General features: G+C 46.3%; 22 protein-coding genes and 2 pseudogenes. 17 read left to right on the top strand and 7 right to left on the bottom strand.

Annotation, left to right across the window (positions count from 1 at the left end; genetic code table 11):
- The first annotated feature begins 103 nt into the window (after positions 1 to 103).
- The 3 genes from H6F66_RS25915 to H6F66_RS25905 all read left to right on the top strand — a co-directional run bounded on the left by H6F66_RS25915 (position 104) and on the right by H6F66_RS25905 (position 1,502).
- Positions 104 to 769, top strand: coding sequence for an SDR family oxidoreductase (locus H6F66_RS25915; RefSeq protein ID WP_190427765.1), 666 nt, complete (start codon positions 104 to 106; stop codon positions 767 to 769).
- Between the two features lie 104 nt (positions 770 to 873).
- Positions 874 to 1,095 (top strand): hypothetical protein, encoded by a 222-nt coding sequence (locus tag H6F66_RS25910; protein WP_190427764.1) that lies wholly within the window; start codon positions 874 to 876, stop codon positions 1,093 to 1,095.
- Complete coding sequence (locus H6F66_RS25905; protein ID WP_190427762.1) at positions 1,095 to 1,502, top strand: type II toxin-antitoxin system VapC family toxin; 408 nt, start codon at positions 1,095 to 1,097, stop codon at positions 1,500 to 1,502. The genes H6F66_RS25910 and H6F66_RS25905 overlap by 1 nt, the downstream gene beginning before the upstream one ends.
- 142 nt (positions 1,503 to 1,644) lie before the next feature.
- On the opposite strand, the gene H6F66_RS25900 is transcribed toward H6F66_RS25905, so the two are convergent.
- Complete coding sequence (locus H6F66_RS25900; protein WP_190427760.1) at positions 1,645 to 3,102, bottom strand: methyl-accepting chemotaxis protein; 1,458 nt, start codon at positions 3,100 to 3,102, stop codon at positions 1,645 to 1,647.
- 268 nt (positions 3,103 to 3,370) lie between these two features.
- Between H6F66_RS25900 and H6F66_RS25895 the strand changes: the two genes are divergently transcribed.
- A complete protein-coding gene (locus H6F66_RS25895) occupies positions 3,371 to 3,514 on the top strand; it encodes a hypothetical protein (RefSeq protein WP_190427758.1) in 144 nt (47 codons plus the stop codon).
- Positions 3,515 to 3,574: 60 nt separating this feature from the next.
- On the opposite strand, the gene H6F66_RS25890 is transcribed toward H6F66_RS25895, so the two are convergent.
- Positions 3,575 to 5,191 carry a hypothetical protein gene (locus H6F66_RS25890; protein ID WP_206755809.1) on the bottom strand — a complete coding sequence of 539 codons (1,617 nt, stop codon included), beginning with the start codon at positions 5,189 to 5,191 and terminating at the stop codon, positions 3,575 to 3,577.
- A gap of 215 nt (positions 5,192 to 5,406) precedes the next feature.
- On the opposite strand from H6F66_RS25890, the gene H6F66_RS25885 reads away from it, so the two are divergent.
- From H6F66_RS25885 to H6F66_RS25870, 4 genes are all read left to right on the top strand, one after another.
- Entirely contained in the window at positions 5,407 to 5,607 is a 201-nt protein-coding gene (locus H6F66_RS25885) for a hypothetical protein (RefSeq protein WP_190428013.1), read from the top strand.
- Positions 5,607 to 5,861: a hypothetical protein gene (locus H6F66_RS25880; RefSeq protein ID WP_190427754.1), complete on the top strand. Its 255-nt coding sequence runs from the start codon at positions 5,607 to 5,609 to the stop codon at positions 5,859 to 5,861. The genes H6F66_RS25885 and H6F66_RS25880 overlap by 1 nt, the downstream gene beginning before the upstream one ends.
- 23 nt (positions 5,862 to 5,884) lie before the next feature.
- Positions 5,885 to 6,037 (top strand): hypothetical protein, encoded by a 153-nt coding sequence (locus H6F66_RS25875; protein WP_190427753.1) that lies wholly within the window; start codon positions 5,885 to 5,887, stop codon positions 6,035 to 6,037.
- 120 nt (positions 6,038 to 6,157) lie between these two features.
- Complete coding sequence (locus tag H6F66_RS25870) at positions 6,158 to 7,351, top strand: GUN4 domain-containing protein (protein ID WP_190427752.1); 1,194 nt, start codon at positions 6,158 to 6,160, stop codon at positions 7,349 to 7,351.
- Here the strand turns inward: H6F66_RS25870 and H6F66_RS25865 are convergent.
- Complete coding sequence (locus H6F66_RS25865; RefSeq protein WP_190427751.1) at positions 7,329 to 7,949, bottom strand: alpha-ketoglutarate-dependent dioxygenase AlkB; 621 nt, start codon at positions 7,947 to 7,949, stop codon at positions 7,329 to 7,331. The two genes, H6F66_RS25870 and H6F66_RS25865, sit on opposite strands and share 23 nt — an antisense overlap.
- Positions 7,950 to 8,108: 159 nt before the next feature.
- Between H6F66_RS25865 and H6F66_RS25860 the strand changes: the two genes are divergently transcribed.
- From H6F66_RS25860 to H6F66_RS25850, 3 genes are all read left to right on the top strand, one after another.
- Positions 8,109 to 8,954, top strand: coding sequence for an aldo/keto reductase (locus H6F66_RS25860; protein WP_190427749.1), 846 nt, complete (start codon positions 8,109 to 8,111; stop codon positions 8,952 to 8,954).
- Between the two features lie 99 nt (positions 8,955 to 9,053).
- Positions 9,054 to 9,329, top strand: a complete 276-nt coding sequence (locus H6F66_RS25855) for a hypothetical protein (protein ID WP_190427747.1) — start codon at positions 9,054 to 9,056, stop codon at positions 9,327 to 9,329.
- Positions 9,330 to 9,524: 195 nt separating this feature from the next.
- Positions 9,525 to 10,526 (top strand): hypothetical protein, encoded by a 1,002-nt coding sequence (locus tag H6F66_RS25850; RefSeq protein WP_190427743.1) that lies wholly within the window; start codon positions 9,525 to 9,527, stop codon positions 10,524 to 10,526.
- On the opposite strand, the gene H6F66_RS25845 is transcribed toward H6F66_RS25850, so the two are convergent.
- Both H6F66_RS25845 and arfB (H6F66_RS25840) read right to left on the bottom strand, forming a co-directional pair.
- Positions 10,510 to 10,671, bottom strand: a complete 162-nt coding sequence (locus tag H6F66_RS25845) for a hypothetical protein (protein WP_190427740.1) — start codon at positions 10,669 to 10,671, stop codon at positions 10,510 to 10,512. The genes H6F66_RS25850 and H6F66_RS25845 overlap by 17 nt on opposite strands.
- Positions 10,664 to 11,008: pseudogene (gene arfB, locus H6F66_RS25840) on the bottom strand (alternative ribosome rescue aminoacyl-tRNA hydrolase ArfB); the annotation flags it as partial. The gene H6F66_RS25845 and the pseudogene arfB (H6F66_RS25840), both read right to left, overlap by 8 nt.
- 281 nt (positions 11,009 to 11,289) lie before the next feature.
- On the opposite strand from arfB (H6F66_RS25840), the gene H6F66_RS25835 reads away from it, so the two are divergent.
- Entirely contained in the window at positions 11,290 to 12,039 is a 750-nt protein-coding gene (locus H6F66_RS25835) for an alpha/beta hydrolase (RefSeq protein WP_190427738.1), read from the top strand.
- A gap of 5 nt (positions 12,040 to 12,044) precedes the next feature.
- A complete protein-coding gene (locus H6F66_RS25830) occupies positions 12,045 to 12,635 on the top strand; it encodes a TetR/AcrR family transcriptional regulator (protein WP_190427736.1) in 591 nt (196 codons plus the stop codon).
- A 16-nt stretch (positions 12,636 to 12,651) separates the two neighbouring features.
- Here the strand turns inward: H6F66_RS25830 and arfB (H6F66_RS25825) are convergent, their stop codons facing one another.
- Positions 12,652 to 13,068: an alternative ribosome rescue aminoacyl-tRNA hydrolase ArfB gene (arfB, locus tag H6F66_RS25825; protein WP_190427733.1), complete on the bottom strand. Its 417-nt coding sequence runs from the start codon at positions 13,066 to 13,068 to the stop codon at positions 12,652 to 12,654.
- Between the two features lie 204 nt (positions 13,069 to 13,272).
- On the opposite strand from arfB (H6F66_RS25825), the gene H6F66_RS25820 reads away from it, so the two are divergent.
- Positions 13,273 to 14,019, top strand: a complete 747-nt coding sequence (locus tag H6F66_RS25820) for a L,D-transpeptidase (RefSeq protein WP_190427731.1) — start codon at positions 13,273 to 13,275, stop codon at positions 14,017 to 14,019.
- A gap of 228 nt (positions 14,020 to 14,247) precedes the next feature.
- Here the strand turns inward: H6F66_RS25820 and H6F66_RS29605 are convergent.
- Positions 14,248 to 14,340: pseudogene (locus H6F66_RS29605) on the bottom strand (aminoacyl-tRNA hydrolase); the annotation flags it as partial.
- A gap of 110 nt (positions 14,341 to 14,450) precedes the next feature.
- On the opposite strand from H6F66_RS29605, the gene H6F66_RS25810 reads away from it, so the two are divergent.
- The 3 genes from H6F66_RS25810 to H6F66_RS25800 all read left to right on the top strand — a co-directional run bounded on the left by H6F66_RS25810 (position 14,451) and on the right by H6F66_RS25800 (position 17,021).
- Entirely contained in the window at positions 14,451 to 16,181 is a 1,731-nt protein-coding gene (locus H6F66_RS25810) for an ABC transporter ATP-binding protein/permease (protein WP_190427730.1), read from the top strand.
- Between the two features lie 173 nt (positions 16,182 to 16,354).
- The gene (locus H6F66_RS25805; protein ID WP_190427723.1) at positions 16,355 to 16,630 is read left to right on the top strand and encodes a hypothetical protein; all 276 of its coding nucleotides are present in this window, start codon (positions 16,355 to 16,357) and stop codon (positions 16,628 to 16,630) included.
- A 124-nt stretch (positions 16,631 to 16,754) separates the two neighbouring features.
- Positions 16,755 to 17,021 carry a Precorrin-3B methylase gene (locus tag H6F66_RS25800; protein WP_190427720.1) on the top strand — a complete coding sequence of 89 codons (267 nt, stop codon included), beginning with the start codon at positions 16,755 to 16,757 and terminating at the stop codon, positions 17,019 to 17,021.
- Positions 17,022 to 17,035 lie beyond the last annotated feature (14 nt).

The following is a 17,035-nucleotide window of genomic DNA, read 5'->3' as shown; positions in this document are numbered from 1 at the left end:
GTAATTATCGCACCCAGCAACCTGGAACACGACGGTAAGCGACAGTTTCCGATAGGCTATGAGTGTCTAGGGATGTCCGTCTAATCAAGACATTGGAGTTCGCATGGCAACTTATTTGGTCACGGGTGCTAATCGGGGAATTGGTTACGAATATTGCCGCCAGCTGCAAGTACGGGGAGAGCGAGTTATTGCCATTTGTCGCACTGCTTCTGAAGAGTTGAAGCAGCTAGGGGTGCGGGTTGAGGAGGGGATTGATATTACCTCAGATGCTTCGGTTACAGATTTACGCGATCGCCTTGATGGTACGACCATCGATGTCCTGATTAACAATGCGGGAATTGTCAAGCGCGTCACGCTGGAAGACTTAGATTTTGAGAGCATTCGAGAGCAGTTTGAGGTGAATGCTCTGGGGCCTTTACGAGTGACTCACGCGCTATTGCCACTTCTCAAAGCCGGCTCCAAAATCGCCTTGATGACAAGTCGGATGGGGTCAATTGCAGATAATACCTCTGGCAGTTCCTATGGCTACCGAATGTCTAAAGTGGCGTCGTCGATGGCAGGCAAGTCGCTATCTCTCGACCTCAAACCGCGTGCGATCGCAGTGGCAATTCTGCATCCAGGGTTAGTTCAAACCCGCATGACGAATTTTACGTCTGGTGGCATTACTCCGGAAGAGTCTGTCAAGGGGTTGTTGGCTCGGATTGATGAGTTGACACTGGAGAACACAGGCACTTTTTGGCACGCCAATGGAGAAGTGCTGCCGTGGTAGGTGCGTGATACGAATTTGAGGGATTGGAAGCTGCTATAGCCCAGTTGCAGGGAATTTGTAAGAATTGGGTGAGGAATTCAGTTTGTAGGTACGGAGTGAGAACTATGCACAGCATCACACTAAAATCCCATATCGGTAGCGATGGTCTTTTGAAGGTTCATTTACCTGACATGAGAGATACAGATATCGAGGTTGTCATTGTCTATCAAACTAGCCTGCCCAAAGGTGTTGAAGCTGCATCTGTTTCACAGTTTTACGGATGTATTCAGGATGACTCATTTATCAGGCATCCTCAAAACGAACAACCTGAACGCGAACCCTTGTAATGAAATATCTTCTTGATACAAATGTCTGCATCATTTATCTAAAAGGCAGAAATTTGAACTTAAAGCAGAGGCTTGAGGCGGTTCCGATTCAAGAGATAGCTGTTTGTTCGATTGTCAAGTCAGAACTTTGCTTTGGAGCGATGAAAAGCGCTAATCCAGAACGCAACTTTGCCCTACAACAGGCATTCTTGGCGCAATTTGTCTCACTCCCTTTTGACGATCTCGCCGCTACTATCTTTGGGGTAATCCGGGTACAGTTAGAAACTAAAGGGATACCCATTGGGGCTTATGATTTGCAAATTGCAGCGATCGCTCTGGCAAATAATTTAACTCTGGTGACACATAATACACGAGAGTTTAGGCGGATTGAGGGGTTGCAGGTTGAGGATTGGGAAATTGAGGCGTAAGCGATCGCTTCCTCTGTAATATGCAATTGCTCTCTCTTCATCAAGAATGCGATCGCCAAAATGCTCGAAGGAAGTTCTCAGCACATGGAAGCGATCGTAGCATAGGGAGTATCTACGCACTCAACTCAACTAAATACACACACTAGACCAGTTCTTTAAGGCTAGAGGCAGCTTCGTTGAGTTGTTGAGCAGCGGTTTTAGTTTGACTGATAACATTAGTTGTTCGGCTTGCTCCTAGGTTTAGAGAGTTCATCGCTTCAAAAACTTGTTGTATGGCAACAGCTTGCTGTTGAGCAGTCAACGAAATTTGCTGGCTATTTAGGGTAATCGTATTCACAGCGTTAGCAACATTATTAAATGTCTGAGCGCTCCTGTGAGTGAAATTCATGCCTTCACTAACGGTTTTCGTCCCTTCGTCCGTTACCATAGCCGTTGAGGTAATGGCTAATTGAATATCGTTGACCAGATTAGCAATCTTTTGGGCTGATCCTTTGCTTTGGTCGGCCAATTTGCGAATTTCTGAAGCAACGACTGAAAATCCTCTTCCAGCTTCACCTGCCCGAACTGCTTCCACAGCAGCATTAAGTGAAAGCATATTGGTTTGATTGGCTAAGTCCCTAGCCAAGCTAGAAATAGTACCAATTTGTCGGGTTTGCTCACTTAGGCAGGAAATCCGATCCGCGATCGCTCCTACCTTATTTTTCAAAGTATCCATACTGTTGAGGGTTTGACTAACAACCTGAGTTCCATTGTCTGCTAAGTTTAGAGCTTGCTTTGCTTCTATTAGGGCTACTTCAACCTGCTCTGCTGACTGACGCGCCGAACTGCCTAACTCATTCATTGTGGCGGTTGTTTGACTAACGGCGGAAGCTTGTTCTACTGCTAACTCTTCTTGCTCTTGGATAGCGGATGTGATTTGAGTAGTTACCGCAGAGATGGTAGAACTCACCTCGCGAATTGATTGAATTGAGTTTACTAGCATCCGCAGCACAAAAATCCAAACCAGTATTAAGATTATCAATGTTGCAATCACGATCAAGATTGCGATCGATGCTTTTTGGGTTTGTGTCTTGAGCGAGTTTTCTGCATACTGTTGCATAGCAGATGTAACCTGCCCCATTGCTGCTGTATAAATCTGTTTTTGTGTTTCATATTCTTGACCAAACAAAAGCTCGGATGCTAGTTGCCGCTGACCCCGTTGAACCAACTGAAACGCCTCTTCTTCCATAGCCAGCAGCTTTTGAGCAGAAGCATTAATCTGCTCGCTAGCCTTGCCCTCAAAAACAGTCGGGATTAACTTTGTCGCTTCTGCCAGCGCTGCAATAACTTGGGGGTCATATTTTTGGTAACGCTCTATCCATTGAGAATCACCTGTTGCAACAGCCATGTGAGCTGACATCGTTAGCACTTCATCAAGATAGGTAATCTCTGCACTCAATTGTTGAATCTGCATATCTTGTGTCTGGATTCTTTTGAAAGCTTGATAAGAATCCCACACATACCAACCGATCCCTCCAATCAAGGTGAGAGTAAGTGCTAAGGGAACTGTTAGAAGCTGGAGACGAGAGAGACTCCCAGAAGATAATATTTTAGATTTCATACTCAGGCGTATTATCACAATAAAGATATAGATTTAGTCATTGACAAGGTTCACCTAAACAACATAAGTACTCGTCCCTGCTCTATATCTCTAATATTAGGATTTCCTCTTAATATTTGCTGTGTTATTTATTGATAAGGAGAGCGCTCACTTTCGGTATACTATGCTAGGCGAGCGCTCTCCCTTCACGAATAATGCGATCGCCCAAATGCTCAAAGAAAGTTCTCAGCAAATGGAAGCGATCGCATTCTAGGGAAAATCTGACCAGATGTTAGACGGCCTCACTGCACCAGTAGTGATCGCACTTGTTCAGTGTTGGGTGAGTGCGATCACTATCCTCAAAAATGTGTCTTTACTCCTAGATGAACGGTTTATCGCGATCGCTTTCTTCTCCTCAACCAGGGAATTATAGCGATCGCGCTTTATACCAGCATATGTGGTAGCAGTTGTGCCGTACCCTCTGGAGCAGAAACTATTTTTCAATAGTTTCCTGTTTAAATGCTAATTTGACTGCTGGTAAACCAGAATTTTCTAATCGCTTACGAATCTCTCCTTTAGCAGATACGAAGGTAGAAAACTCCTCATTTAGTCCAAAAGGAATCCAAGCACTATATCCAATAGTTTCCAGTTTTATATTCACCTTCGCAGGTACTATATACTTACGAGCCGATATATAGAACTTCTCTACATAGCCTTCCCCATTACTTAACTTAGTAGCAGCAGGAATAGCAAAATCTTTCAGATACTCCTCAACCAAGAGCCATCCCTTTTTGTCAACACTAGATAAAAGATACACAATATCAAATTGATAAGATGCAGCGCGGGTCTTTTGGTTGTTTAGTATCCCGTAGGCTGTATTATAGCTAGGATGCTTCCGGTTGTTGACATCCATTACATATTGGTAAGGTATCTTCATATCAGCGCTAAAACATTTAATCCATAGTCCCATTCGCTCTCCAGCATAACCAAAGTTAATTACCCCTCCTGTACTATATTTCTGAGGATCAATTCCTCTCTCGATCAGTAGCTCTTCAATAGTCATAAATTCCGAGCTAATCAGCTTTGACTTAATAAGTCTGGAGCGGCTACCTATTCCACGCAACCCCGCTTTGTAGTCTTCACTAATCTTTGCCATCAGTGTTTTAGCAGTCTCACGATCCACTGGTTCATTGAAGAGTGGCTTTATCCGGTCTGAACTATAAGGATTGAGTCTCTTTAGGTACAAAGCAGATTGTGACTTTTCATCAGCCTGATTTTTAATTTTACCTAATGATTCTGGGGTTAATGCTCTAATAGACTCTTGAGCTAAAGTAGTCTCAGTATATTCTCTAATCCCTTGTGGTTCTTCTTTGGGACACCAACGGCTCCAGTAATTAACTTCGACTACATAGCCATTTACCCAGAGGCGATAGATAAAATAATGAAGATTTTCCCATTTACTAGCATAAGCTTTGCGACTGCTAAATGCTGCTTTGAGCACTGCTTCTTGCTCGTTTATTGAATCTGGCTGGAATTTTTCCTTGAGAATATCTATGTCTAAACAAACATGAATAACGCTTAATTCCAATAGTTTCTTCTGTGCCAGCCAGTCAATGCTAATTTGAGACTGAATTTCTTTTCTGGGCGGCTCTACTCCTAATAAGAATGCAAAATCAGCGATTGCAGTTATGGTTTCCCTTAATAGGGTTTCAGTCGGGCGCACTTTTTTCGTCTTTACTGGGCTAGAGTTTAAGTGTGGATGATATTTCTCAATCCTTTGCTTTTCTACGCTGTCTAGTTGAGATTCGCTAATTTGCTCATAGTAAATGGTGAAGTGTTTCTTTTTCTGGACTTCTAGTTGGTAGAAACGATGATGAGCTTTACCTTGCCAGCGGTTACGGATGTTTTTTGCCTGTCCTACGTACCAAACATTTTTACTTTCATCCAAAACGTAGTAGATTCCCGAATATTCGGGGAGTAGCTGTTTCGCCTGTAAGGTAACTTTCGGCAGTTCCAAAATTACTGCATCAGCAATCAAATGATGTACCTCCAATATTGCTTTACCTAGTTCTGATCTCAGTATTCCCATTACCGTGACTATTTCTCTCACTGAATCTGTAGAAATATCGTCAAAACAGTTTCTTGGCCGACAGATGGAGGGTTTGTTCAGATTGCAGATGCTCGACCAATTCCATTTACGTGTAGATGTAACCGACTGGCAACTGCGCTGCATCCATAGGAACGATCGCATAGGTTAGCTTTTGCTGCACGTAGACACCAGAGCGATATCTCATATTAGAATATAGTCACTAACCACGGATTGCGATTATGACAGTTGAGCAAATTGAGGCTGCCATCCTGAAGCTTCCGCCTGATGAATTTCAGAAACTTCGGGAATGGTTTTTGGAATTGGACAATCAGCTTTGGGATAAGCAGTTAGAGAAAGACATTGCTAATGGCAAGTTAGAAGATTTAGCCACTGAAGCGATCGCTGATTTTGAGGCTGGTCGCTATCGGGCAATTTGATGCACTACACAACTCGCCGATTTTGGGAATGTTACAACACTCTACCTGAATCTGTGCAGCGGACAGCCGATCAATGCTACGAGTTGCTGAAAGCCGATCCATCTCACCCATCCCTCCATTTCAAAAAAGTTGGCAAGTATTGGTCAGTAAGAGCAGGACAAAGTTACCGAGCATTAGGTGTAGAAATCGAAAAGGGTATTCTATGGTTTTGGATTGGCACGCACGCAGAATACGATAATCTCATCGGCAAATAGGATAGCGGCTACGCACTTGTTTAGTGTTGAGTAAGTGCGATCGCATCTTTGCTAATTTTTCGCTGCACGTAGTAGTGCGATCGCTCTTCTTCTCAACCACTATTTGTAATTGTCAGGCGCGATCGCGCTTATATGCGATGTTGTGCGATCGTCAAAACGGCGTATTTGCTTGCTGATGCTGGGGAAAGCGGGTCACTATGCCTTTGTATCTCAAACTGAAACAAAGCAACCGATTCAATCGCAAACTTGCCAGACTGGAAACGACATCAAGATCGAAGAATACTTAAGTTAGCGATATGAAGCGCTCTATTGTAGTTGGGTTACTAACATTTCTGGCTATTGGCTGTAGTACAAATCTTCCAACATCATCCACTCAATCTCCCACGCCTGAGGCAATTGCTGCCAAACCTGCGCCCAACTCCTCAATCCAAAGTCGGGATGTTTTTTACTTTAGCGATCGCTTTGGGGTTCGCTTCGTTTCTCCGCGTGGCTATGTCATCACGCCTACCGAAACGACTCAATCGACAAAGCCAAGTCCCCCGCTGGAAGTCTTAGAAATCTGGCAGCAGAAAGATTTTTTGAACCGGGAGAATCTACCTGAAACTCCTCCAATCGTCAGCATCAGTATTTACGACAACTCCAAGCGGTTGCCCCTAACCAGCTGGAAAGGCGAACTCAGCCAAAATGACGATCGCCCCCTCACCGTTGCGGGACAGAAAGCGATCGCTTACACTTCGACTGGACTCTACGAGTCTGATAACGTGCTGTTCAGCAGCGCTGATGGTCGCTATGTATTTCGGCTACAAGGCGCTTACCTGCAAAAGAACGATTCCATCCGGCAGGTATTTCAGGACATCGTTAAAAGCTTCACCTTCGATGCGATCGCTAGCACGGGTTCCCCCAACAAATGGCGCATCAACTACAGCCGCCTCAAAGGCCTTTTAGCAGCCGGTGACTGGCGGGGTGCGGATGTGGAGACTCGCGCCATCTTCCAGCGATTGCAGAAACTCCAAGGACAGGGTGCAGACTTACTCTACGGCAGCAAAACCCTGCTCAATAGTCTTCCCTGCGAAGACTTTCGTACCATAGATACCCTCTGGTCGCAAGCCAGTAAGGGACGCTTTGGGTACAGCGCTCAAAAGCGCATCTGGCAGCAAACTGCCTCCCAGACGAAAAATCCGAAAGCACGAGTTGAGAAGTTCGGGCAGGCACTGGGATGGTATAGATCCCAACCATTGCCGGAAAAGAATTCTTTTGGGGTAGTGTTAGCTGGAACCAAATGGCGGTTGGATTCAGAACTGAATTCTACTGCTACCGCACCAATTGGACAGTTTCCTTGGGGAGGAATTTCCTCAAACTTATTGAGTGACATGCTCAGCGAACCTGGTTGTGGCAGTTGTACCACGGATGCCATTTATCTTGCTAGCGATCGCTATTACGACTACGTGCCTGCTTTGTTTACCAAGCTCAATCAGTGTCAAGTTCGCTAGTGAGGCGAACTGACAAGTCAATGACTCGAAAGGTCAAATTAATCCGGGGAGGAACCGGACGTTTAGTTTTAGGAATTTGATGCTGCCAGTAATGTTGCGTTGTCCCTTGCATCAACAAGAAACTACCAGAGGTTAACTCTATTTGATGCTTCAAGCCTTTCTCGGCTCGGTGTCGCAGCATGAACCGCCGTGTTCCGCCCAAACTCAGAGAACCAATGATCGGATTTTGCCCCAACTCCGGTTCATCATCGCTGTGCCAGCCCATACTGTCGTTGCCATCTCGGTAGAGATTGAGCAACACACTGTTGAACACGACACCAGAAACCGCTTCAGCCTTTGCCTTGAGGTCAAGTAGCGTGCGCGTCCAGGGAGAGGGCTGCATCGTGATGCCAGAGTAAGTGTAGGATATACCGGGATTACTATACCAAGCCGTTAGCCTGGGTTGAGGCATTGAACGCCCGTAAATCGTAATCCAGTCCTGTCGCCAGTCGATTGTTTCAGTCAGTTGTGTGAGCAAGCGATCGCTTTCCTGCTCATCTAGCAGAGACGGGTAGAACACGATATCTGCATCAGGCAGTTGGAGAAGGACACTGAGCATAACATAACTGAGGGAGGCAAGAAATCAGCTTTCATTATTACTTCATTGGGTTAGCTTGCGCGTAACAAGCATCTGTCGCTCTAACAGCGCTTTTCTCTAGAATTGATGCCATGCCCATGCGTCAGCCAAAAATGCGCTCAAGGGCAATAGCTTGAATGGATGGAAACTGCCGTGCGAACTCTTAAACTACCTTCTGGACAATTAATTCCGATTCTTGGCATGGGCACCTGGCAGATGGGGGAGAGTGCCAGAAATCGCCAAAGCGAAATTGATGCTTTACGCCACGGACTCGATTTGGGTTTATCTTTAATTGACACTGCCGAAATGTATGGCGAAGGCGGTGCAGAGGAAGTAATCGCCCACGCGATCGCTTCTCGTCGGGCGGAAGTCTTTCTAGTCAGCAAGGTTTACCCTCATAACGCCTCGAAGCGAGGAGCGATCGCTGCCTGCGAAAGAAGTCTCAAACGCTTGAAAACCGACTATCTTGACCTTTACCTGCTGCACTGGCGCGGTTCTGTGCCACTGGTAGAGACTTTGGAAGCATTTCAAACGCTGCAACAAGCGGGCAAAATTCGCAGCTATGGGGTGAGTAATTTTGATGTGGAGGATATGGAAGAAGCGATTGGGTTGAAGGGTGGGAAAGCAATTGCTACCAATCAAGTCCTCTACAACCTGATGCGACGGGGAATTGAGTGGAATTTACTGCCCTGGTGTCAGCAACGAGGTATCCCTATCATGGCGTATTCCCCGATTGAGCAAGGGCGTTTGCTGAACAATCAAACACTCAAGGCGATCGCTCAAGAACGAGGCGTCACTGCGGCTCAAGTAGCGATCGCGTGGTTGTTGCATCAAGACAATGTAATTGTAATTCCCAAATCCAGCCGCATTGACCATGTAGAGCAGAATTATGCTGCCCTGAATTTGAAATTGAGTGCTGATGAATTGGCTTCTTTAGATGCTGCCTTTCCAGCACCCACTAAACCTGTTTCCTTAGAAATGCTGTAAACACTTCTCCAAGGAACTCAACGGATTTATCTCGCGTTGGATAGTGTCTCAAATGAGCAAGAGTGCCTACCATGACGAGTAAACTTACAGAGCAAACGCATGGCTCAACGACCTGGAATCTTCCCCACCTTCTTCATCTCTGGCTTTGAGTGTTCGACGTTTCTGTGGAAGGACAAGGGACGGCGGAATCTGATTGCAGAGACACAGCACGATCGCCACGCACAGGAAGACTACAACATCTTGCGATCGCTAGGAATTGATGTGGCGCGGGAAGGGATTCCTTGGCCTCTAGTCGATCGTAATGGCTGCTACGATTTCTCTAGCATTAACTCGATGATCGAAGCAATGCAGCAGACACAAATCGTTCCTATCTAGGATCTCTGCCACTACGGATATCCAGACGATCTCGATCCATTTAGTAATGAGTAAAGCGATCGCTTTACTCGTTACTGTCGCGCCGCAGCTGAGTAGCTATAACATTGTTTAAAGTTGTAGGATAAGCCATTGCGCGTTTTGTCGTTTCACACCTCTGTGCAATGCGGCCCGAGCTATCAGTAAGGAAAAAAGTTTATGAACGAAAATCTGATTTGTCGTCATACGTTCAACGCGCAACGCCTGGTAGATTCTTATCCACCAAAACTGTATGACACAAACAAGAAAATTGTTTACCAGAGCGCTTGTCCCCCTGGTTCTACGTTTAGTGGTGAGTTAGTGTTCTCGCGATGGCGTGCAATGCCATTTCCAAATATTCTTTCTTTCTCAGATTCTCAAACTGAGTTTCATCAGCAAACTGGTTACTTTGGTTACGAGCCATCAAATCAGAACACTAACCAGGTTGAGTGGTATCTCAATTTCGCCCATTCTGACCTTTTCTGTGCATACGGTGGTTCGCTATTCGCTCAGGATGAGATGCAGGTAGCTGAACATCCTGTTCTTGGTTCGCTTCGAGAAGCCTTGTTAGATGCAGGCATTCAGCCGCTAACCGTAGAGGCAGGAGAACCCACACCTGTCCTGATTTGTGGAGTTGAACGGCGATGTGAGATCGCTACTAATCCAAATGCAGAAGAGGGAAGACCTTTTGGGCTTTACGGTAACAATTTCGGACGTGCTACAGCAAAAGCCATTGAACTGGCAACAAAACCACTCAATCCACCCACAATTACCAACATTATCGCTATGGAAGCCCCTTCAGGTGGCTATGGCTCTTACTCCCAAGAAGATATTGAATATATTCTTGCGACAGCGTTTACTGGATTTTCGGCGGCAAGGATTGAATCATACTCACAATTGAAAGAACCGATTGTGATAATTCATACTGGTTTCTGGGGATGCGGAGCCTACGGAGGTAATCGTGTATTGATGGCTCTTTTGCAACTTTTGGCGGCTCGTCTTGCACAGGTAAATCGCTTGGTTTTCCATACAGGTGATACTACAGGTTCTCAGGCTTTTGCAACTGCTCAACAAATTCTCAATCAGGATTTAGCACCCATTGGTTCAAGTGTTGAAGTTTCTACTTTAGTAGCGAAGATCCATGCAATGAAGTTTCAATGGGGTGTCAGCGATGGAAATTGAGAGTTGTAATCCAGCGCGATCGCCCATACTCCTCGGTGCTATGCTGTTTGAGAATTGCCAGAATTCCTGGCATTGCTTGCAGAACGTAACTCCTGAAGCCGACATCATGAATGTAAGCAAGGTCTTTTCTGTACCACTCACTCATCCGTAACTTTTCCTCGCATCGTCTTAAGTTGCGATCGCTTAGTCTTGCTATCCAGACGCTTTCTTTGAGAACTCCGAGTCGGTTTGCTGGGTTTACGAGGTTTGGGGAGTGCGATAGCGAAGCGCTGCTGCGAAGCGCAGATCGCATTCTTAATCAAGTCTTGCAGTCGTTGCAACGCCTCTTCTCGGTTCTGCTCCTGGCTGCGGTGTTCTTGAGCCTTAATAACGATTACCCCATCCTTAGTAATGCGCTGGTCGGAAAGCTTCAACAGCCGCTTTTTGTAGCGATCGGGTAGCGAGGAAGCGATGATGTCAAAGCGCAGGTGAATGGCAGAGGATGTTCCAAATCTCTATTGTGTAGGAGCCGGAACCCATCCAAAAGCGGGATTACCAGGGGTTATGAGTTCCCAGAAGATTGTGGCAGAGATGATTGGTAGGGCAAGATAGTTGCGTTGTTAGGAATGTTAGGAATGTAGAGCATATCTTTTTTATTGACTGATTATTCAGTCATAAAATATCATGGAGATGAAACAATCGATCCTATCAGCCCAGGCTGTTGCTGGAAAATCGGGCTGAAACGTTCATTCTGACTGTCCTACAAACCTGAAAGGAGACAGATATGGATTTGCATTACGAAGTTCAAGGTAAGGGTGAGGCGGTTGTCTTGATTCATAGCGGTGGAGCAGATTTGGGGGATTGGGAGTTGATTGCCCCGCAACTAGCCCAGACCTATCAAGTGATCGCGTTTGACGGACGCGGTGCCGGACAGTCACCCCCACTGCTCGAACCTGCCCAGTATGTTGAGGATTTGCGGCAGTTGCTTGACCATCTCAATCTCGATCGAGTGATTCTAATTGGGCATTCGATCGGCGGTCAAATTGCGACCGATTTTGCCCTGGCTTATCCTGATAGAGTCACCAAGCTGGTGCTGGTAGCTCCGGGATTATCGGGCTTCCAGTTCTCACCCGATGTTCAACAATGGTACGCGCAAGTCAATACGGCAGCTCCAGATTTGGAAAAAATGGTTGAGTTGATGTTGAACCACCCTACGTACAGCGTCGTGATGTCCAGTCCACAGCGCGATCGTATGATTGAGATGACGACGCACAACACGAAACGGTATTTTGAATGGAAAACCTTTGAGATGCTCTGGGCACAGCCACCGACAATCGAGCGCTTAAGTGAGCTTCAACCCAAAACTCTGTTTATCATCGGCAAACAGGATATGGCTGATAATTTGCACGTTGCAGAGTTATTCCAACAGGTGCCCGACATTCGCTTCGCGTACATTGAAGGGGCAGATCATATGCCCACACTCACCCATGCAGATGAGGTTTCCCGTTTGCTCGTCCAGTTTCTCAGTCAGTAGAAGCCATGCCCCGTACCCCAGCAGAAAACGAGCGCATCCGTCAGGCAACGCGGGAGCAAATCTTGAAAGCGGCGATGGATTTGTTCTTCACGAAAGGCTATCACGCCACTTCGATTGAAGATATCGCAAGACTTGCAGAGATTTCCAAGGGACTGCTTTACCACTACTTCAAGGGTAAGGAAGACGTTTTGGCAGCACTGGTCGATGTGCGGCTCAATGATCTGCTGGTTGTCATGAATGCCGCCGCCGCCAAGTCAACGCCTGCTGAGCAAATTCGCCATATTGCCGAGGGTGCGTTAGACGATGTGCGACGGCAACCAGAGGTTTTCCGATTTTATCTCAATCTGTTTACCCAACCCCGGCTCGACCCGATTGTGGCGAAATATAGCCAGAAGTTGATGGATGAGCAGGCAAAGCAGTTTGAAATCCAGACGCAGATGTTCAGCGAGTTGGGAGTTGCTAACCCACGACAGCGATCGCTCTATTTTTCCTCAACACTTCAGGGCATTATGCTGATGTTTTCAACTTATCCCAAAACCTATCTGTTAGATGCGGTCAAGGCACAGGTGATTGCGGAGTTTTGTGAGGAAGATTGAGTGTCACAAAGCCATCTCATTCATCTGTGACTTTTCCTCGCATCGTCTTAATCTGACTGCGCTTAGTTTTGCTATCCAGACGCTTTCTTTGAGAACTCCGAGTCGGTTTACTCTTTTTGCGGGGTTTGGCGACTGCGATCGCACTCTTAATCAAGTCTTGCAATCGTTGCAATGCCTCTTCTCGATTTTGCTCTTGGCTGCGGTGTTCCTGTGCCTTGATGACAATGACACCTTCTTTAGTGATGCGCTGGTCAGAAAGCTTCAACAGCCGCTCTTTGTAGCGTTCAGGTAGTGAGGAAGCCACAATGTCAAAGCGCAGGTGAATGGCAGTCGCCACCTTATTTACATTTTGTCCCCCTGCCCCTTGCGATCGCACCGCACTCATCTCAATCTCATGCTCTGGAATACTTACGGTGTTAGAAATTTGCAGCATGATTGATTCGCTTGATTATAGACAGTGCAGCATTGCACAGAAATTGTTGCCCCGTTTCGCTCTATTGGTGCTGATTCCAGCATAAAGTAGTAGCCTCGCCTCTAGCTCCCTCTCTAGCTGCAATATCAAACACGGAGTAGAACAATTTACAGGATATCCCTTATATGATGAGAAATAGTTGAGCAAGCCCCAGTTAGGTTAGTTGTGTTTACAACATCTCGTCTCATCTCAAACTGGCTCTTAGTTGCACTACCAATAGCCCTATGCGCTTGTACATCATCTGATGCTGTCGTTCCAACTCCAAAAAACGTAATTGAAGCCAAGCCACAATCCTCGCCACCATCCGTAAATAATGCTGATAAACTCAACAGCATTCAAGAAGAACGTTACTCGCTGCTCATTCATCGAGTAGACAAGCGCTTGGAGGTACGCAATAACCAAAGCGTTCCGATTTACAAAGCAACTATCGGTATTGGGAAGGGCGGACTCAAAGACAAACAAAATATGAATGACTTTGTTACTCCCACAGGCGAGATGAGCGTAGACTTGATTCTCTACAAAAAGTCTGAGTACAACCAGATTTCCCAAGATAACGTTAAGCGTTTTGTCAAAGTTACTCAGTATCGCAACTTAGTTAACCCTCAGCAAGGATTAGCTCAGCTATTCAAGAACATGAGTTCTCTTGACTTTGATGGGAACGGTAGCCCAGACGGAGCCTATGGCAATGGCTATATCGGACTCACTTCAACGACAAGCATCACGGGTCCTAAAATGAGTACATTTCAGGGAACGCCCTACTGGTTCTCAATCGCACTTCATGGTACACCCAATCCAGAGAATATTGGTCAAGCTAACTCAGGTGGCTGCATCCATCTCGACTCAAACACATTGCAGCAGTTAATTGAGAAGGGTTGGGTGAAGTTAGGTACCAAAGTAACGGTTGTTGATTAATTCTTACACCTAATCGCCCGCAGGCTGTAAGCCTGGGGCTAAACAAACATAGCCTGCCGACCGAGGCTTTAAAAACTTTGATTTTTCGTAGCCGCGCACCATCCGGACGAAAGTTTGTACGACTTACGCAACTCGTCTCAATTCTTATTCCACCGTTAAAATGCGTAAGTTCTGGTTTGTGTAGCCACAGCCAAAAGGGGTGTCGGCTGCTGGTGCCAGATATCAGTTGTTGACGTTTTGCCCACCTGCCCCTTGAGATCGCACTGCACTCATCTCAATCTCATACTCTGGAATACTTACGGTATTAGAAATTTGTAGCATAATTTAACAATTGCCCAGAGATGAGTCGTACCAGTATTTGAGTAAATTTTGCTCTGATTCACCTTTACTTATTATCTCCCGGCAGACCGAGTTGTAAGGGAAGCAAGCCGATGGATCGATTGAACTTCAATGTAGTCCAGCAGTTCTGGACAATCGCCAAGTCCTATTGGTCTGGGGATGAAAAATGGCAAGCCAGAGGATTACTGCTCGGAGTCGTGCTGTTACTGCTGGCCTATACGGGATTGAGTGTAGTTCTCAACAACAAGCGAGGAGTGCTGATTTCAGCCCTCTCAGCCAAGGATGAATCCCGTTTCTGGGAAACCGTCATCATTTTCATCGCTGTGCTGGTAATCTATGCACCATTGCTCGCAGGCTATACCTATCTGCGCGATCGCCTGAGTTTGCAATGGCGGAAATGGCTGACCCATCGATTCGTGGATAGCTACTTTCGCGATCGCTCGTACTATAATCTGCATATCTCAGGCACCGAAATCGATAACCCAGATCAGCGGATTTCGGAAGATGTTCGCAGTTTTACCCAGGAATCTCTCACCTTTTTGCTGCGGTTGGTGGAGTCGGTGCTGTCAACCATCGCCTTCAGCAGCGTACTTTGGGGTATTTCTAAACCACTGGTGCTTTTTCTGGTGCTGTATGCCTTGATTGGCACTCTGGTGACGACGGTTGTGTTTGGGAAGCCGCTTGTCCGACTGAATTTTGAACAACTGAAGAAGGAAGCCAACTTACGATTTGGTCTGGTGCGAATTCGGGAGAATGCAGAAGCGATCGCGTTTTACCAGGGAGAAGAACGGGAGTCAAACCAAGTCAAGCAGCGGTTTTTCGATGTGTTTGAGAATGTCAAGCGGCTGTTGGTTTGGGAATTGAACTTAAATGTTCTCACCAATGCTTATGAGTTTATCCCGTTTATCTTGCCTGCTTTAGTGGTTGCTCCTGCAATTTTTGCTGGAGAAATGGAAGTAGGTAAGGTTTCTGAAGCGCAAGGTGCTTTTGTGAGAGTCTTTTTCTCGCTGAATGTTGTGGTTGCTCGTTTCCAGCAATTATCCACATTTGGCGCTGGAATTAACCGTCTCTATACCTTTGCAGAATTTTTAGAGCGGACGGAATCGAATCAGGAACAGCCCAAAATTCAAACGGTGGAAGCGGAACGCCTCGCCGTCGAACATCTCAGCCTGCAAACTCCCAACTATAAACGCACATTAGTAGAAGATTTGTCGCTAGAGTTAGCTGCGGGACAAGGACTTTTGGTGATGGGGCCGAGTGGTTGTGGTAAGAGTTCGCTGCTGAGAGCGATCGCGGGACTATGGGATTCTGGTACAGGAACCATTATTCGTCCTGAATCCAACCAGATCCTATTTTTGCCCCAACGTCCCTATATGGTGCTGGGTACTCTGCGCGATCAATTGCTCTATCCCAACACGCACCTTGAGGTTGACGACGAACACTTAAAGCAAGTGCTGGAACAGGTGAATTTAGCAGGTTTAGAGGAAAGATTTGGCGGTTTTGATGCCCAGGAGGATTGGGCAGATGTCCTCTCTTTGGGTGAACAACAACGGCTAACTTTCGCCCGGTTGCTGCTGAACAAACCCAACTACGCCATATTAGATGAAGCAACTAGCGCCCTAGATTTGGATAACGAGGAACGGTTGTATCAACATTTGCAGGCGAAAGGGACTACTTTCTTGAGTGTGGGACATCGCGCTACGTTGGCAAATTATCATCAGTCTTTGCTGGAACTCTCCCAGGATAAGACGTGGCAGATCAAACAACCTGTGACTCTTGTCGAAGAACAACCGGAGTTGTTGGAACTTCCATCGACTACCTGATATTTTAGGGCGATGGGCGGAAACATCCCATTTGTGCAAAAATACCTGGTGATTGAAATAGCCAATTCAATGGAGGCTGGCAAGCACAAGTCCAGCCATAACCCAATTTATGACCATAGACAAATCAAATCTAAGGTTTAAATCCCGTGCAGTTCGCTAAAGTTTAAAAAGATATGAATAGTATTGATGGAGAACCCAAATCCCAAATGATACCGTTGTGGACTAAATCTTTTAGTGCTTTTTGCTTGGGTCTACTTGTGATGTTCGCAGGTAATATCGTTCTGGTTGGTTGTAGTGAACCCGCTAAAAATTCCGAAACTGTAGAAGAATCGGAAAAAGAATCTCAGAACGTTAATAAGGCTGATGATGACGATGACGAGGGCGAAGAGACAAATCGCTCCTCCGAGCAAGATGACGATGAGGAGAAGGATGGAGAAGATAAGGATTAGCAGTGGCGATTCACCTAGCGCGATCGCTTTATAGCCGCAGCCAGCGATTCGCGTGTACTCGGACAACGAATTGCTGGTTCCTTTATTACTCAATATTCTCACCGTAAGGCGTTCTGATTGAAGTATGGCAAAGCAGGAAAATCCTCTCACGGGAGAAGCACTCATTAAGGAAGTTTGTCGGCGGATTCGGGTTGCCCGTAGCTACTGGGATGCTCATAATAACGCTGCTTGTCGGGGAGAACGCGATCGCGCCTTAGCGCTTTACAACACGCTGACGAAAGAACAAAAAGACCAGATTCCGCAGCAGTTGCGGGTGTGGCTTCGCTACCGCAGTGAAAAATACTTTGGCGCACACCGAACGCCGCCCAAGTCGAAACGAAAGTCAAAGTAGGATTGGGGGGAAAG

Origin of the sequence: Trichocoleus sp. FACHB-6 (assembly GCF_014695815.1) — a bacterium.
Classification (GTDB): Bacteria; Cyanobacteriota; Cyanobacteriia; order Cyanobacteriales; family FACHB-T130; genus Funiculus; species Funiculus sociatus.
This window is presented reverse-complemented; position numbering and strand designations above follow the sequence as displayed.

Coding starts and splice junctions, on each gene's coding strand:
- H6F66_RS25915 (WP_190427765.1), top strand. CDS start 104: ATGGCAACTTATTTGGTCACGGGTGCTAATCGGGGAATTGGTTACGAA.
- H6F66_RS25910 (WP_190427764.1), top strand. CDS start 874: ATGCACAGCATCACACTAAAATCCCATATCGGTAGCGATGGTCTTTTG.
- H6F66_RS25905 (WP_190427762.1), top strand. CDS start 1,095: ATGAAATATCTTCTTGATACAAATGTCTGCATCATTTATCTAAAAGGC.
- H6F66_RS25900 (WP_190427760.1), bottom strand. CDS start 3,102: ATGAAATCTAAAATATTATCTTCTGGGAGTCTCTCTCGTCTCCAGCTT.
- H6F66_RS25895 (WP_190427758.1), top strand. CDS start 3,371: ATGTTAGACGGCCTCACTGCACCAGTAGTGATCGCACTTGTTCAGTGT.
- H6F66_RS25880 (WP_190427754.1), top strand. CDS start 5,607: ATGCACTACACAACTCGCCGATTTTGGGAATGTTACAACACTCTACCT.
- H6F66_RS25870 (WP_190427752.1), top strand. CDS start 6,158: ATGAAGCGCTCTATTGTAGTTGGGTTACTAACATTTCTGGCTATTGGC.
- H6F66_RS25865 (WP_190427751.1), bottom strand. CDS start 7,949: ATGCTCAGTGTCCTTCTCCAACTGCCTGATGCAGATATCGTGTTCTAC.
- H6F66_RS25860 (WP_190427749.1), top strand. CDS start 8,109: ATGGAAACTGCCGTGCGAACTCTTAAACTACCTTCTGGACAATTAATT.
- H6F66_RS25855 (WP_190427747.1), top strand. CDS start 9,054: ATGGCTCAACGACCTGGAATCTTCCCCACCTTCTTCATCTCTGGCTTT.
- H6F66_RS25850 (WP_190427743.1), top strand. CDS start 9,525: ATGAACGAAAATCTGATTTGTCGTCATACGTTCAACGCGCAACGCCTG.
- H6F66_RS25845 (WP_190427740.1), bottom strand. CDS start 10,671: ATGAGTGAGTGGTACAGAAAAGACCTTGCTTACATTCATGATGTCGGC.
- H6F66_RS25835 (WP_190427738.1), top strand. CDS start 11,290: ATGGATTTGCATTACGAAGTTCAAGGTAAGGGTGAGGCGGTTGTCTTG.
- H6F66_RS25830 (WP_190427736.1), top strand. CDS start 12,045: ATGCCCCGTACCCCAGCAGAAAACGAGCGCATCCGTCAGGCAACGCGG.
- arfB (WP_190427733.1), bottom strand. CDS start 13,068: ATGCTGCAAATTTCTAACACCGTAAGTATTCCAGAGCATGAGATTGAG.
- H6F66_RS25810 (WP_190427730.1), top strand. CDS start 14,451: ATGGATCGATTGAACTTCAATGTAGTCCAGCAGTTCTGGACAATCGCC.
- H6F66_RS25805 (WP_190427723.1), top strand. CDS start 16,355: ATGAATAGTATTGATGGAGAACCCAAATCCCAAATGATACCGTTGTGG.
- H6F66_RS25800 (WP_190427720.1), top strand. CDS start 16,755: ATGGCAAAGCAGGAAAATCCTCTCACGGGAGAAGCACTCATTAAGGAA.